General features: G+C 63.3%; 13 protein-coding genes. 3 read left to right on the top strand and 10 right to left on the bottom strand.

Annotated features, from left to right (window positions below; all coding sequences use genetic code 11):
- Nucleotides 1-3 precede the first annotated feature (3 nt).
- Together DBR44_RS02755 and DBR44_RS02750 are read right to left on the bottom strand one after the other, a co-directional pair.
- Nucleotides 4-822: a M48 family metallopeptidase gene (locus DBR44_RS02755; protein WP_124641818.1), complete on the bottom strand. Its 819-nt coding sequence runs from the start codon at nucleotides 820-822 to the stop codon at nucleotides 4-6.
- Between the two features lie 58 nt (nucleotides 823-880).
- Complete coding sequence (locus tag DBR44_RS02750; protein ID WP_045845915.1) at nucleotides 881-1,045, bottom strand: rubredoxin; 165 nt, start codon at nucleotides 1,043-1,045, stop codon at nucleotides 881-883.
- A gap of 81 nt (nucleotides 1,046-1,126) precedes the next feature.
- On the opposite strand from DBR44_RS02750, the gene DBR44_RS02745 reads away from it, so the two are divergent.
- The 3 genes from DBR44_RS02745 (at nucleotide 1,127) to DBR44_RS02735 (ending at nucleotide 3,100) form a co-directional block, all read left to right on the top strand.
- Nucleotides 1,127-1,957 carry a hydroxymethylpyrimidine/phosphomethylpyrimidine kinase gene (locus DBR44_RS02745; RefSeq protein ID WP_124641925.1) on the top strand — a complete coding sequence of 277 codons (831 nt, stop codon included), beginning with the start codon at nucleotides 1,127-1,129 and terminating at the stop codon, nucleotides 1,955-1,957.
- Nucleotides 1,944-2,558, top strand: coding sequence for a thiamine phosphate synthase (thiE, locus tag DBR44_RS02740; RefSeq protein WP_124641816.1), 615 nt, complete (start codon nucleotides 1,944-1,946; stop codon nucleotides 2,556-2,558). Before DBR44_RS02745 ends, thiE begins: the two co-directional genes overlap by 14 nt.
- A 92-nt stretch (nucleotides 2,559-2,650) precedes the next feature.
- The gene (locus tag DBR44_RS02735) at nucleotides 2,651-3,100 is read left to right on the top strand and encodes a GNAT family N-acetyltransferase (protein ID WP_124641814.1); all 450 of its coding nucleotides are present in this window, start codon (nucleotides 2,651-2,653) and stop codon (nucleotides 3,098-3,100) included.
- Between the two features lie 323 nt (nucleotides 3,101-3,423).
- Here DBR44_RS02735 and DBR44_RS02730 read toward each other — a convergent pair whose 3' ends face one another.
- The 8 genes from DBR44_RS02730 to waaC form a co-directional block, all read right to left on the bottom strand.
- Nucleotides 3,424-4,836: an efflux transporter outer membrane subunit gene (locus DBR44_RS02730; protein ID WP_124641812.1), complete on the bottom strand. Its 1,413-nt coding sequence runs from the start codon at nucleotides 4,834-4,836 to the stop codon at nucleotides 3,424-3,426.
- Nucleotides 4,836-5,936, bottom strand: a complete 1,101-nt coding sequence (locus DBR44_RS02725) for an ABC transporter permease (RefSeq protein ID WP_233578324.1) — start codon at nucleotides 5,934-5,936, stop codon at nucleotides 4,836-4,838. The genes DBR44_RS02730 and DBR44_RS02725 overlap by 1 nt, the downstream gene beginning before the upstream one ends.
- The gene (locus DBR44_RS02720) at nucleotides 5,936-7,060 is read right to left on the bottom strand and encodes an ABC transporter permease (RefSeq protein WP_124641810.1); all 1,125 of its coding nucleotides are present in this window, start codon (nucleotides 7,058-7,060) and stop codon (nucleotides 5,936-5,938) included. Before DBR44_RS02720 ends, DBR44_RS02725 begins: the two co-directional genes overlap by 1 nt.
- Nucleotides 7,057-8,808 carry an ATP-binding cassette domain-containing protein gene (locus DBR44_RS02715; RefSeq protein WP_124641808.1) on the bottom strand — a complete coding sequence of 584 codons (1,752 nt, stop codon included), beginning with the start codon at nucleotides 8,806-8,808 and terminating at the stop codon, nucleotides 7,057-7,059. Before DBR44_RS02715 ends, DBR44_RS02720 begins: the two co-directional genes overlap by 4 nt.
- 8 nt (nucleotides 8,809-8,816) lie before the next feature.
- On the bottom strand, nucleotides 8,817-9,791 hold the full coding sequence (gene hlyD, locus DBR44_RS02710) for a secretion protein HlyD (RefSeq protein ID WP_124641806.1): 975 nt from the start codon (nucleotides 9,789-9,791) through the stop codon (nucleotides 8,817-8,819).
- Between the two features lie 5 nt (nucleotides 9,792-9,796).
- Entirely contained in the window at nucleotides 9,797-10,432 is a 636-nt protein-coding gene (locus DBR44_RS02705; protein ID WP_124641804.1) for a TetR/AcrR family transcriptional regulator, read from the bottom strand.
- 134 nt (nucleotides 10,433-10,566) lie between these two features.
- Nucleotides 10,567-11,826: a lipid IV(A) 3-deoxy-D-manno-octulosonic acid transferase gene (gene waaA / locus DBR44_RS02700; protein ID WP_124641802.1), complete on the bottom strand. Its 1,260-nt coding sequence runs from the start codon at nucleotides 11,824-11,826 to the stop codon at nucleotides 10,567-10,569.
- Nucleotides 11,823-12,785 carry a lipopolysaccharide heptosyltransferase I gene (waaC, locus tag DBR44_RS02695; RefSeq protein ID WP_124641800.1) on the bottom strand — a complete coding sequence of 321 codons (963 nt, stop codon included), beginning with the start codon at nucleotides 12,783-12,785 and terminating at the stop codon, nucleotides 11,823-11,825. The genes waaA and waaC overlap by 4 nt, the downstream gene beginning before the upstream one ends.
- Between the last annotated feature and the right edge of the window lie 226 nt (nucleotides 12,786-13,011).

Raw genomic sequence — 13,011 nt, 5'->3', positions numbered from 1 at the left:
GCATCAGCCACGCTTGGCCTGCTGATAAAGCGGCATGACTTGCGGGATATGTGCCTGCAAATCGCTGATGCGCGTGGGCCCGGACGGGTGGGTGGAGAGGAACTCCGGCCCGCTGCCACCGCCAGCGCTCATCATTTTTTTCCACACATTCACCGCGGCATTGGGGTTGTAGCCGGCACGCGCCATCAGCTCCAGACCGATGATGTCGGCTTCCGATTCCATGGTGCGGCTGTGCGGCTTGCTCAGGGCAACATCCGCCGCCATGCCGGCCAGATTGAGCTGGCTCTGGTTCAGCCCGGCCACCGCGCCCACCACCGACAGGCCCATCTGCTGGGCATAGGCCTGGCTCATGGTTTCCCGGCTGTGTTCGCGCAGCGCATGGGCAATTTCATGGCCGATGACTGCCGACATTTCGTCATCCGTCAGCTGCAAGCGCGTCACCAGGCCGGAATACACCATGATCTTGCCCCCCGCCATGGCATAGGCATTCAGCTCCTGCGTCTGCGCCACATTGACCTCCCACTTCCAGCGGGCGGCATCCGGGCGGAACACCGGGGTCTGGGCGATCAGCCGTTGCGCCACGCGCCGGACCCTTGCCGTGAGCGCCTTGTCGGTATTGAGCTTGCCGGCCCCACGTGCCTGGCTGAGCTGCCCGGCATAGGATTTGGCCGAGGACTGCTCCACCTCCTGCGCGCTCAGCCACATGTTCTGGCTGCGATTAATGCCCACCGCGCCACTATTGGTGGTGTTGACCTGGGCACAGCCGGCCAGCGCCAGCAATAGCACCGTATGGGAAAAGACTTTTCTGCAAACTTGTTTCATGCCACATTCCTTGCCACGGCCTGCAAGCCATGATGATGATGCACTGCTGCCGGCCAGGTTAGATTTCCACCATTTCGAAATCGTCCTTGCGGGCATCACAATCGGGACAGGTCCAGTTGGGCGGAACATCTTCCCACGGCGTTCCCGGCGCGATGCCGTCTTCCGGTCGCCCGGCTTCTTCGTCGTAGATGAAACCGCAGATCAGACACATCCATGTGCGCATACGTTTATCCCAAGCTCGGTTAAAATAGTCATTCTAATTGCTGCTGCACGATCTGACCAAAGAGGTTACCGCCTTGTCCACATTGCCCCCCCGCCCGCCGTACTGACCCTGGCCGGCTCCGATCCCTCCGGCGGTGCCGGCATCCAGGCCGACATCCTCACCCTGGCCAGCCTGGGCTGCCATCCCTTGTCGGTCATTACCGCCATCACCGTACAGGATACCGTGGGCGTGGATGACTTCATGGTGCTGGATTCCGACCTGGTCAACGACCAGGCGCGCTTCCTGCTGGAAGACATTCCGGTGCTGGTGTTCAAGATCGGCATGCTGGGCAGCGTGGAAAACGTCGCCGTGGTGGCGCAGCTGATTGCCGACTATCCGGATGTGCCCGTGGTGCTGGACCCGGTGCTGCGCAGCGGCGGCGGCCACGAACTGGCCGACGACGACCTGATTGCCGCCATGCGCGACCTGTTGATTCCGCAGGTGTCCATCATCACTCCCAACAGCATGGAAGCCCGCCGGCTGGCGATGAACGACCCGGACGAAGACGAAGAACTGAGCCTGGACGAATGCGCCAAGCGTCTGCTGGCGCTGGGCTGCCCGCATGTGCTGATTACCGGCACGCATGAAAATACCAAAGAAGTCATAAACAGTCTGTACAGTCCCAACGGCATCGTACGCGCCGACCGCTGGGAGCGGCTGCCCGCCAGCTACCACGGCTCCGGTTGCACCCTGGCATCGGCCATTGCCGGCATGCTGGCCACCGGGCTGATGCTGCCCGAGGCGGTACGCGAAGCACAGGAATATACCTATCAAAGCCTGGTGGCGGGTTTCCGCCCAGGCATGGGCCAATACATCCCGGACCGGATGTTCTGGGCCCGCGAAGACGAAGGAGCAGAGGGTGACAGTGATTAAGGGCTTGTATGCGGTATCGCCGGAGGCGGATGACAGCGAGCAACTGCTGGCCAAGGTCAGCCGCGTGCTGGACAACGGCGTGGCCATCCTGCAATACCGCAACAAGAGCGACAACACCGTGCGCCGCCTGCGCCAGGCCAGCTTGCTGGCCAGCCTGTGCAAGAGCCGCCAGGTGCTGTTCCTGATCAACGACGATGTCACCCTGGCCCGTGCGGTGGAAGCCGATGGCGTGCATCTGGGCAAGACTGATGGCTCGGTGGCCGATGCCCGCGCCGTATTGGGAAAAAACGCCATCATCGGTGTGTCCTGCTACAACGACATCGCCCTGGCCGAACAAGCCGCCCGCGACGGTGCCAGCTATATCGCCTTTGGTGCCGTCTACCCCTCGCGCACCAAGCCCCATGCCGTGGCCGCGCCGCTATCGCTGTTTGCCGAGGCGAAAAAGCTGGGCCTGCCCAGCGTGGCCATTGGTGGCATCACCCCGGACAACGCTGCCGAGGTGGTGGCAGCAGGTGCCAGCGCCATCGCCGTGATCGGTGGCCTGTTCGATGCTGCCGACCCCGCCGCCGCTGCGCGCCAGATGGCGGCGCTGTTCGACTAAGCGCAGCAGACCAGGAACAGGTTCTAACAAGCACCCCCGCATTCCCCCAACCTTGCAGACTACGCCGGCACGTCCGGCAGCCAGGAGTGAGCATGACAGCCTTTCACTTTGCGCCGGCCTGTGCCGCTGATTTTGACGAATTGCTGGCGCTGCGCCTGCGCGCCTTGCGGGTCAGTCTGGAGGCATTGGGCCGCTACGACCCGGTGCGGGCACGCCAGCGCTTTACCGAACAGTTCCAGCCGGCATACTGTCGCCACATCGTGGTGGAGGGACGCCGCGTGGGCTGTGTCTCGCTCAAACCGGCCGAGGATGGCCTGCTGATCGACCAGTTCTACCTGCAACCGGCCTGGCATGGCCGTGGCCTGGGCAGCCAGGTATTGCAGGCCTTGCTGGCCGAGGCCGACGAGCTGGGCCTGCCGGTACAGGTGGAGGTGCTCAAGGGCAGCCGGGCCAATGCCTTTTACCAGCGCCAGAACTTTGTGCTGCAGGCCGACGGCCCTTACGACAATTACTACCGCCGTGCCGCCTGTGTAGCCGCCTGATCGACTTGCCTTGCTGGTGTGGCTGCCTGGCCGCACCAGCCTTCTCCCGGTACTAAGAACCTGTTCATAGTCTGCTGGATTTAGTCGAAATGGGGTGATACCGCGTTAAAAACACCTGCAGAATGCTCATTTACTTTATGTAAACTCCGCTTCCCCACTTCATTTCCAGTCGTTTTCGCCTTGTCTCACTCTAGCTCGCGAGACTTTGAACAGGCTCTAAGAGCAGCTAACAAAATAGCGTAGCGTCCCTGGGGCAAGGCGCGCCGACGCCGACAGTACATAGGGTACGGCGGGTTTTTGTTAGCGGCGCTACGCCGGCAAATTCATTTCACGTCCCCGCCCAAGGCCTTGAACAAGGCCACCAGATTTTCCGCCTGCGCCTGCTGCGATGCCAGCCATTGCTCCCTGACCAGCGCCAGTTGCTGGCTTTGCCCCAGCACTTCAGTCTGGGCCGCTTCCCCCACCTGCAAGCGCTGCCGCGCGATGTCCAGCTGGCGGCCGGCCAGTTGCAGGCTGCTGTGCAAGGCTTGCTGACGCTGCCCCTCCTGCTGGTAACGCAATAGCGCGGTTTCGGTATCGGCCAGTGCGCCCAGCACTCGCTGGCGATAAGCCGCCACGGCGGCATCGCGGGCTGCTTCACGGCTACTGACCTGGTTTTTCAGCCGGCCACCATTCAACAGGGGCAGGCTCAGTTGCGGGCCGACATTCCAGAAGCGGCTGGCGGCGGCAGTCAGCTTGCCCTCGTGGATGGAATCCCAGCCACCGCTGCCCACCAGCACCAGCCTGGGATATTGCTCGGCCACCGCCACACCGATGTCCGCCGTGGCCGCCGCCAGTTCGCGCTCGGCCTGGCGAATGTCGGGCCGGCGGCGCAGCAAGTCTCCCGGCAAGCCGATAGGTGGCTGCGCCAGCACGGCGGGTATCGGCAGCTCGCCGGCCAGTCGGGCTTCCACCGTGGCCAGTGGCTGATCCAGCAACACGCTCAAGGCGCTCAGCGCCACACCCTGCGCCGTCTGCAAGGGCGGCAGCGTGGCTTGCAGGCTGGCCACGCTGGCAGCGGCCTGGTTCAGTTCGCTGTCGGACACCTCGCCGCTGTGCCGCAACAAGCGGGTCAGACGCAAGGTGTCCTGTGCAGCCGCCAGCTGGGTCTGGGCATTGCGCTGGCGTGCCGACCAACCGCGATAGTCGATCACATTGCGCGCCACCTCGGCCGCCACCCGCAGGGCGATATCCGCTTGCTGTTGCTGCAGGCTGTCCAGCCGGGCGCTGGCGGCTTCGCGACTGCGCGCAGTGTGGCCGAACAGGTCGATTTCCCAGCTGGCATCCAGCCCCAGGCGATAGTCGTTGAAACCGGTTTTGGGATTGGCCAACGGGATATTGGCAAAGTTTTCACTGTTGCGGCTGAACTGGTCACGGCCGCTGCGCGCGCCGGCACTCAGTTGCGGCCACAGCGCGCTCTCCACCTGACCCAGGCTGGCGCGGGCCTGGCGCACCCTTGCCTCGGCCTGGGCCAGATCCAGATTGGCCTGCAGCGCCTGCTCCACCAGCTGGCTGAGGGCGGCATCGTCAAACACCGTCCACCACTGCTGCTGCACCGGTTGGCTGGCCGCAGCGGCCGGCTGGAAATGAAACTGCGCAGGCAGGCTGCTGGCCGGTGGCTGGTAATCCGGCCCCACCGCGCAGGCGCTCAGCGCCGCGCTGGCCAAGAAAAGAAAAATCCGCTGGCGAGATGACATCAGTGACTCCTGCGCAAGAACATCAGATAGGCCAGTGCCAGCGTGCTGGCGGCAATCGCCAGTAGTGGCCACAGCTGCGGCCAGGCTTCGGCAAAGCCATAGCCTTTCAGGAATATCCCCTTGACGATGATGATGAAGTGGCTGAGCGGGTCCACCGCGCTGACCAGCCGCAGCGGCAAGGGCATGTTTTCCACCGGGGCCATGTAGCCGGACAGGATGACGGCGGGCGACATGAAGGCAAACGAACCCATGAAGGCCTGCTGCTGATTATTGCTGACCGCAGAAATCAGCAGGCCGAAGCCCACCAGCGACAGGCCGTAGCACAGCATGGACAGCATCAGCAGCCACACCGTACCGGCAAACGGAACCTGGTAAACCCACACCGCAGCGGCCGCGATGATGCAGCCTTGCACCAGCGCCACCAGCATGCCGGGCAGGGCCTTGCCGGCCATGATGTAGCCCGCTGTCAGCGGCGACACCAGCAATTGTTCGAAAGTGCCTTCCTCGCGTTCGCGCGCCAGCGACAGCGCCGTCACCATCAGGCAGCCGATGGTGGTGATGATGGCCACCAGGCTGGGCAGCACAAACCAGCGGTATTCCAGATTGGGGTTGTACAGGTTCTGCACCACCAGCCTGGCCGCCGGAGCCTGATGGCGGCGCTCGGCGGCAAACTGCTGGATCACCTGCAGCGCATAGCCATAGGCGATTTGCGCGCTATTGCTGCGCCGGCCGTCGATGATGGCCTGGGCAGCCACGCTCTGGCCGGCCGCCAGCTTGCGCGACAGATCCTGCGGCAGGCTGATGGCCAGCAAGGCCTGCTGGCGGTCTATCACCTGCTGCATTTCTTGCTGGCTGTGCAGCATCAGCACTTGTGGAAAGGCCTGGGTGGCCGCCAGCCGCTGTACCAGCTCGATGGAAGCGGCACCGCCATCCTGGTTGAACACCGCCAGCGTGCTGTTTTTCACTTCCAGCGTGGCGGCAAAGGGAAACAGCAGCAGCTGCAGCAATACCGGCGCAATCAGCAGGCGGCGGCTTTGCGGAGTGCGCAGCAGCGCCTGCATTTCCTTGCGGATCAGGGTGAACAGCCGTTGCCACATCATCAGTTGCCATCCAGTCGGCGCGGCGTCCGCCAGGCGGTCAGCCCCAGCCAGAAGGCGGCGGACAGCAGCAGAAACAGCAGGTTGATCAGCAAGACCGGCCAGATTTCACCAGCCTGGAATAGTGTCTGCAAGGCGCTGACGAAATAGCGCGCCGGAATCAGATAAGTCACCGCCTGCACCGCCAGCGGCATGCTGCGGATTTCAAACACGAAACCGGACAGCATGATGGCCGGCAGAAAGGCCGCCGTCAGCGCAAACTGCGCGGCAATGAACTGATTGCGCGTGGTGGTGGACAACAGCAGGCCCAGCCCCAGCGCACTGCCCAGAAACAGGCTGGTGACCACAAACAACACCCACAGCGAACCGCGCAGCGGCACGCCCATCACCAGCGTGGCCACCAGCACGCACATGCTCATCGCCGCCATGCCCAGCAGGTAGTAGGGAATGATCTTGGACAGCAGCAGCTCGCTGCGAGTGACCGGGGTGGACAGCAGCGCTTCCATGGTGCCGCGCTCCCATTCGCGCGCCACCACCAGCGAGGTGAGCAGGGCACCGATGATGGTCATGATCACCGAAATCGAGCCGGGCACCAGATAGTTGCGGCTGACCGTGGTGGGGTTGAACCAGTAGCGTGCCTGCAGCGTCAGCCCGGCAGGGGCAGCCTGGCCTGGCTGGCGCTGGGCCTGCCACAGCTGCCACACGCCCTGCACATAGCTGGCGACAAAATTGGCGGTATTGGGCTCGGCCCCGTCGGTCAAGAGCTGGATGGCAGCCGCCCCCTGACCTTGCCTGACCTTGGCGGAAAAATCGCTGCGCAGGATCACCACCCCGCGCACGCTGCCCAGCTGCAGCTGCTGGCGCATGGCTGCTTCGGAAGCCGACAGGCTGGCGGCTATATAGGGCGAGGCTTGTAGCGTCTGGACAAAACGGCTGGCTTCCACGCCGCCATCCTGCTGCACGATGCCGAGGCGCACCCGGTTGGCATCCAGATTGATGCCATAGCCGTAGATGAACAGCAGCAACACCGGCAGCACAAAGGCAATCAGGATGCTGCTGGGGTCGCGCACGATCTGGTAGCTTTCCTTGCGGCACAGCGCGGCAAGCCGGCGCAGGCTGAGGCTCATGGGGCCTCCCGCTGCCGGTCGTCGCGCTCCACCAGCGCAATGAAGGCGTCTTCCATGCTGGGGTCGGGCAGTTCAGCACTGGCCACCATGGCCTTGAGGGCGTCCGGCGTGCCAGCAGCGATCATCCGCCCACGGTATACCAGGCCAATGCGATCACAGTATTCGGCTTCGTCCATGAAATGGGTGGTCACCATCACCGTTACCCCCTTGTCGACCAGGCCGTTGATATGGCTCCAGAATTCGCGCCGGCTGACCGGGTCCACCCCGGAAGTGGGTTCATCCAGAAACAACAGTGGCGGCTGGTGCATCAGCGCGCAGGACAGCGCCAGCCGCTGCTTGAAACCCAGCGGCAATTCGCCGGCATTCATGGCAAGAAAAGGCTGCAGGCCGAACACCCGCACCATATCGGCCACCGCCGCGCGCTGACGCGCACCGGACAGGCCATAGATGCCGGCAAAAAACGCCAGGTTCTGTGCCACGCTCAGATTGCCGTACAGGGCGAATTTCTGCGCCATATAGCCGATTTGCTGCCGCGCCTGGCTGGCGGATTTTTTCAGGTCCAGCCCCATCACCCGCGCCTCGCCGCTGCTGACCGGCAACAGGCCGCACATCATCTTGAAGGTGGTGGATTTACCCGCGCCATTGGGGCCGAGCAGGCCGAATATTTCGCCACGGCGGATGCGGAAATCCACATGATCGGTGGCGACAAAATCACCAAAGCGGCGGGTGAGCTGCTGGGCCACGATGACGGCTTCGGCATCCACACCAGCCGGCAATCGCGCGGGCGGCATGTGCTCGGTCAGCGGTGAATCACCGCCCGGCCCGCCGCCCAGCAGGTCGATGAAGGCATCTTCCAGCCGCGGTTTGACCGCTTGCAGGCAGGCTTGCAGCCCGGCGTCCAGATGGGTGAGATCCGGCAGCTTGCCGGCCTCGCGTAATACCAGCCGCACCGCATGGCCTTGCAATGCGCCGTCGATTACCGCAGGGCTGCGCAGCGCACGCTGCAGCACCTGCCGCCGATTGCCGACAATGTTCTGCAACAGCATGCTGCGCCCCTGCATGCTGTCCATCAGGCTTTGCGGGCTGCCGCTGTATTGCAGCCGGCCTTCATGCATCAGCAATACCTGGTCGCACAGCTCGGCCTCGTCCAGATAGGAGGTGCTCCACAGCACCGCCATGCCGCCATCGGCCAGACTGCTGACCATGCGCCACAGCTCGCGCCGCGAAATGGGATCGACGCCCACGCAAGGTTCGTCCAGCAGCAAAATGCGCGGCGAGCCCAGTAGGGTGCAGGCCAGGCCCAGCTTCTGTTTCATGCCGCCGGACAGCTTGCCGGCCAGCCGGTCGGTAAAGCGGGCCAGATCGGTAAAGGCCAGCAGGCGCTGAAAACTTTCCTCCCGCACGGCGCCGATCACCCCGCGCAGATCGGCATACAGCGTGAGGTTTTCCAGTACGGTAAGGTCTTCGTACAAGCCGAATTTCTGCGGCATATAGCCCAGTTGCAGGCGCAAGGCATCGCCGGCGCTGACCGGGTCCAGCCCTTCTACCCGGATGCTGCCGGCGCTGGACTTGAGCAGGCCGGCCATCAGCCGCAGCAGGGTGGTTTTGCCGGCACCATCCGGCCCGACCAGCCCGGTAATCACGCCACGGCGGATGTCCGCACTCAGCTCGCACAGCGCCGGGCGGCCGGCAAAGGCATGGCTGACTGCCTGCAGACGGATGGCAATGGTGTCCTCGGTGGCAATCATGGCCGGATTCATGGCCGGGCCAGCTTGACCGTCACCGGCATGCCCTGACGCAGTGCGGCGTCCGGCTGGCTGACAATCAGCCGCAGCCGGTAGACCTGGGCCGTGCGCAGGTCGGCGGTTTCCACATTCTTGGGGGTGAATTCCGCCGTGGGTGAGACAAAGCCCACCACTGCGGCATAAGGCTGGCTGCGCCCATCGCGGTAAATCCATACCTTGCGTCCCGGCTGGGCCTGGCCAAGTTGTGGCTCGGCCACATAGGCACGCACCCATACCGGTTTGCTTAAGGACAAGGTCAGCACGCTGCTGCCGGCAGCCAGCATGCTGCCCGGCTCCACCGCACGGGTGAGGATGATGCCGTCAGCCGGGGCTGCGAGTACGGTATCGGCCAGTTGCAGGCGGGCAACCGCCAGCTGCGCCTGGGCGCGTTGGACATTGGCGTCCACCTCGGCCACTTCCTGCGGCCGGTAGCCCTTGCTCAGTGCCTGATACTGCTGCTGCGCCGCCTGGTATTGCGCCTGCGCCTGATCATGGGCAGAACGGGCAGCATCCAGTGCCTTGACCGCAGCGGCGCCACTGCCGGCCAGTTCCTGCTGGCGCTGCCAGGCGGCACGGGCGTCGGTCAGCACCGCCTGGCGGGCATCCAGCGCGGCGCGCGCCTGTGCCACGTCCTCGCTGCGGTAGCCCTGATGCATCAGCGATTGTCTGGCCTGGAGTGCGGCCAGTGCCGCTGCGGCATCGGCCACGGCATTGCGCTGCGGCGCATCATCCAGCCGGCCCAGCACTTGTCCGGCCTTGATCTGCGCGCCTTCGTCCACCTGCAATTGCTGCAGCCGGCCACCCACGCGGAAAGACAGGTTTACCTCGCGGATATCCACATTGCCGGACAACACCAACTCATCAGCCGCCTGCTGATGCTGCCACCACACATAGCCACCACCGGCCAGCAGCAAGACGGCAATGCCAAACAATAGGCGCTTGTTCATGTGGATCACTCCTGACAACTGAGGCCCTTGAGCGCCCAGTTCAATCGCTGTTGCAGATGAGCCGGTTCCAGCGCATAGCTGGCCAGCGCTTGTTGCAGCATGTCCGGCAACATGGCTTTGCCATTGCCCAGTTGCTGCAGCAATACCGGAAAACCCAGTGCCGACATCAAGAACATCAGCTGATGCAAGGGCGGGGCCACGCCTAGCTGGCCGGCCTGTTGTGCTTCGCTCAGACATTGCAGCAGCAGCTGCGGATGACGTGGTGCCAGATTACGGATGAATGCCAGCACGGCGGCTTCGCCGGAGCCGGCATCCAGCAGCAACTGGCTGATGAGGCCGCGCTGTTCGCGCAGGAAATCCATCAGTTGCAACAGCATGGCAGACAAGCGGCTGAGCGCTGCGCCTTCTTGCTGCTGCACTGCCTGCAATTGCTGGTAGAGCGGCCCATACCAGTGCTCGAGCAATTCGGCGGCAAATTGCTGGCGGCTGCCAAAGTGATAGACAAAGCTGCCGGTATTGACCCCGGCCTGCTGGCACAAACCGCGCACGGTCAGCTGACGCAGGCCGTGTTCGCGCATCAGTTGCAAGCCGTGTTGCAGCAGCAGGGAGCGGGTGGGATGCAGGGCGGATTCGCTGTTCATGCCATCAATTTATACATATGTATAAAAATGGCAAAGCACTATTCGCGGAATTGGTCGAATCTTGATGCAAAACAGGAAAAACATTGCATCACGTGGCGGGATGACAACAGCACAGCAGCTTGATGTCAGCGGCGTCAAGACGGCTGCAGATGGCGCTGCAACAAGGCCAGGATGCGCTGGCTAGCCCCACGGTGGGCGGCGGTAAAGGCCTGCGCCGCCATGCTCATCAGCTGACGACGCGCACCATCCTGCAACAGGCTGAGGGCCTGTGCCACCAGCTGTCCGGCATCGGCCACTTGCAAGGCAGCGCCTGCCTCCAGGGCCAATTCACTGGCCTCGGCAAAATTGAACATGGACGGGCCAAACAATACCGGCAGGCCCAGGCTGGCCGGCTCGATCAGGTTCTGCCCACCCAGCGGCAGCAGGCTGCCGCCGACAAAAGCCACTTCGGCACAGCCATAGTAGGCAAACAGCTCGCCCATGCTGTCGCCCAGCCACACGCTGGTGTCGGCAGCAATCGCCGCGTTGTCGCTGCGCCGCTGCACGGCAAAGCCCATATTCTCTGCCTGCATGGCCACGGCGGCGAAGCGCTCGGGGTGGCGCGGCACCAGCAGCAGCAGGGTATTGCTGACATTCGCCTGTTGCCAGGCCTGCAGGATCAGCGTTTCTTCACCGTCGCGGGTACTGGCGCAAATGAACACCGGGCGCTGGCCGATGCGCTGCCGAAACTGCGCTGCCAGTTCGGCCATGGCGGCTGGCGGGGTGAAATCGTATTTGGTATTGCCACAGACTTGCGGGTCAACTGCACCCAACTGCTGCAAACGTTCGGCATCTTGCGGACTTTGTGCGGCAATGGCAGTCAAACTGCGCAGGGCCGGCACAATCAAGCCCTGAATGCGCTGATAGCCGCGCAGCGATTTTTCCGACAACCGGGCATTGGCCAGAAACAGCGGCACCCCTTGCCGCTGTGCCGCATGCAGCAGATTCGGCCAGATTTCGGTTTCCATCAGTACGCCAAAGCGCGGCTGCCAGCAGGCCAGAAAATCGCGCACCGCACCGGGGTAGTCGTAAGGCAGATAACGTACTTCGGCATCCGGGTAGAGCTGGCGCGCGGTATCGCGGCCGGTAGGTGTCATCTGCGTCAGCAGCAGCGGTGCATCCGGCCATTGCTGGCGCAGTGCCTGAATCAAGGGCAGGGCGGCGCGGGTTTCACCAACAGAAACGGCATGAATCCAGATGGCACCGGTGGCTCGTGGCGTGCGGGCAGCACCAAAACGCTCGTCCCAGTGCTGCAGATAGGCAGGCGCCTTGCGCGCCCGTTTTTTAAGATAGCGGCGGATCAGCGGCGTGGCCGCCCACCACAACAGCGAGTACAGCCCGCGCCGCCAATTCATGCCATGTCCTTGCGCGCCAGCAGGGCCTGCATCACCTCATCCACCGTCGGGCATTGGCCGATGCCGCCCAGATTGGTGGCCCAGGGGGTTTCCACCACGCCGGTCTTGCTCGGGTCGGTATCGGTATAAATGGCCACCAGCGGCACATTCAGCGCATTGGCCAGATGGCACAGCCCGGTATCCACGCCGATGACAGCACGGGCATGGCCCAGCACGCCACAGGCTTCCACCAGATTCATGCGCGGTGCCACCACCGCTTGCGGCATGGCAGCCGCCAGCCGTTCTGCCCGCTGCTGTTCTGCGGCATTGCCCCAGGGAATGATCAGCTGCAGGCCGTGCTGGGACACCAGCTGCTTACCCAGCGCAATCCAGTCTGGCTCCGGCCATTCCTTGGAAGCGCGGCTGGTGGCATGCAGCAGCACGGCGTATTGACCTGCCGGCAGCCAGTCCGGCCGCAGCGCCGCTGGAACGCCAAATTGCGGGCTGCCTTGCGTCTGGTAGCCAAATACCTTGGACAACAGCAAGCGACAGCGCTCGACCGCTGACAGCGACCAGTCGACACGATGGGCCTTGTCATACAGCAGGCAGGCCAGCGGTTCGCGAATGCTCTGGCGGTCGTAACCGGTCAGCGGGGCGCAGCTTAGCTTGGCCGGCAGCGCACTTTTCAGCAGTCCCTGGCAATCCACCACCAGCTCCCAGCGGGTGGCACGCAGCTTGCCCCGCATGGCCTTGATTTCTGCCCAGGTGGCCGCGGACAGCAGGTTTTTGCGCCAGCGCCGCCAGGCCAGGGTAATGACTTCATCCACCGCCGGGTGCAAACGGGCGATGTCAGCGAAGTTTTCCTCGGCCAGCCAGCTGATACGAAGGTTGGGGTAGTGCGTTTTCAGCTCGGTAATGGCAGGCCAGGTGTGGATAAGGTCGCCCATCGACGAGGTACGCACGATCAGTACGTTCATCATGGCGCGCATTGTAACCGAGCGTCGCTGTGGTTAACCACGTAAAATCCACAGGCAGCATTTGTGGATAAGCAGCTGTGAATAATTTCGGCCATATTTATCCACAATCTGCCAGCCCTCCCACCACCCGATTAATCCCAGTGCCATCAACAGGGCAAGCTACTGAACAGATAACGGTTTTTCAGGGTTATCAACAGAAAAGCGCTGCTCTCATTAGTCTCTTCATAAT

Origin of the sequence: Aquitalea sp. FJL05 (assembly GCF_003852595.1) — a bacterium.
Taxonomy (GTDB): domain Bacteria; phylum Pseudomonadota; class Gammaproteobacteria; order Burkholderiales; family Chromobacteriaceae; genus Aquitalea; species Aquitalea aquatilis.
The sequence above is the reverse complement of the archived record's forward strand: the minus strand, read 5'-3'. Positions and strand labels throughout refer to the sequence as shown.

Coding starts and splice junctions, on each gene's coding strand:
- DBR44_RS02755 (WP_124641818.1), bottom strand. CDS start 822: ATGAAACAAGTTTGCAGAAAAGTCTTTTCCCATACGGTGCTATTGCTG.
- DBR44_RS02750 (WP_045845915.1), bottom strand. CDS start 1,045: ATGCGCACATGGATGTGTCTGATCTGCGGTTTCATCTACGACGAAGAA.
- DBR44_RS02735 (WP_124641814.1), top strand. CDS start 2,651: ATGACAGCCTTTCACTTTGCGCCGGCCTGTGCCGCTGATTTTGACGAA.
- DBR44_RS02730 (WP_124641812.1), bottom strand. CDS start 4,836: ATGTCATCTCGCCAGCGGATTTTTCTTTTCTTGGCCAGCGCGGCGCTG.
- DBR44_RS02725 (WP_233578324.1), bottom strand. CDS start 5,936: ATGATGTGGCAACGGCTGTTCACCCTGATCCGCAAGGAAATGCAGGCG.
- DBR44_RS02720 (WP_124641810.1), bottom strand. CDS start 7,060: ATGAGCCTCAGCCTGCGCCGGCTTGCCGCGCTGTGCCGCAAGGAAAGC.
- DBR44_RS02715 (WP_124641808.1), bottom strand. CDS start 8,808: ATGATTGCCACCGAGGACACCATTGCCATCCGTCTGCAGGCAGTCAGC.
- hlyD (WP_124641806.1), bottom strand. CDS start 9,791: ATGAACAAGCGCCTATTGTTTGGCATTGCCGTCTTGCTGCTGGCCGGT.
- DBR44_RS02705 (WP_124641804.1), bottom strand. CDS start 10,432: ATGAACAGCGAATCCGCCCTGCATCCCACCCGCTCCCTGCTGCTGCAA.
- waaA (WP_124641802.1), bottom strand. CDS start 11,826: ATGAATTGGCGGCGCGGGCTGTACTCGCTGTTGTGGTGGGCGGCCACG.
- waaC (WP_124641800.1), bottom strand. CDS start 12,785: ATGATGAACGTACTGATCGTGCGTACCTCGTCGATGGGCGACCTTATC.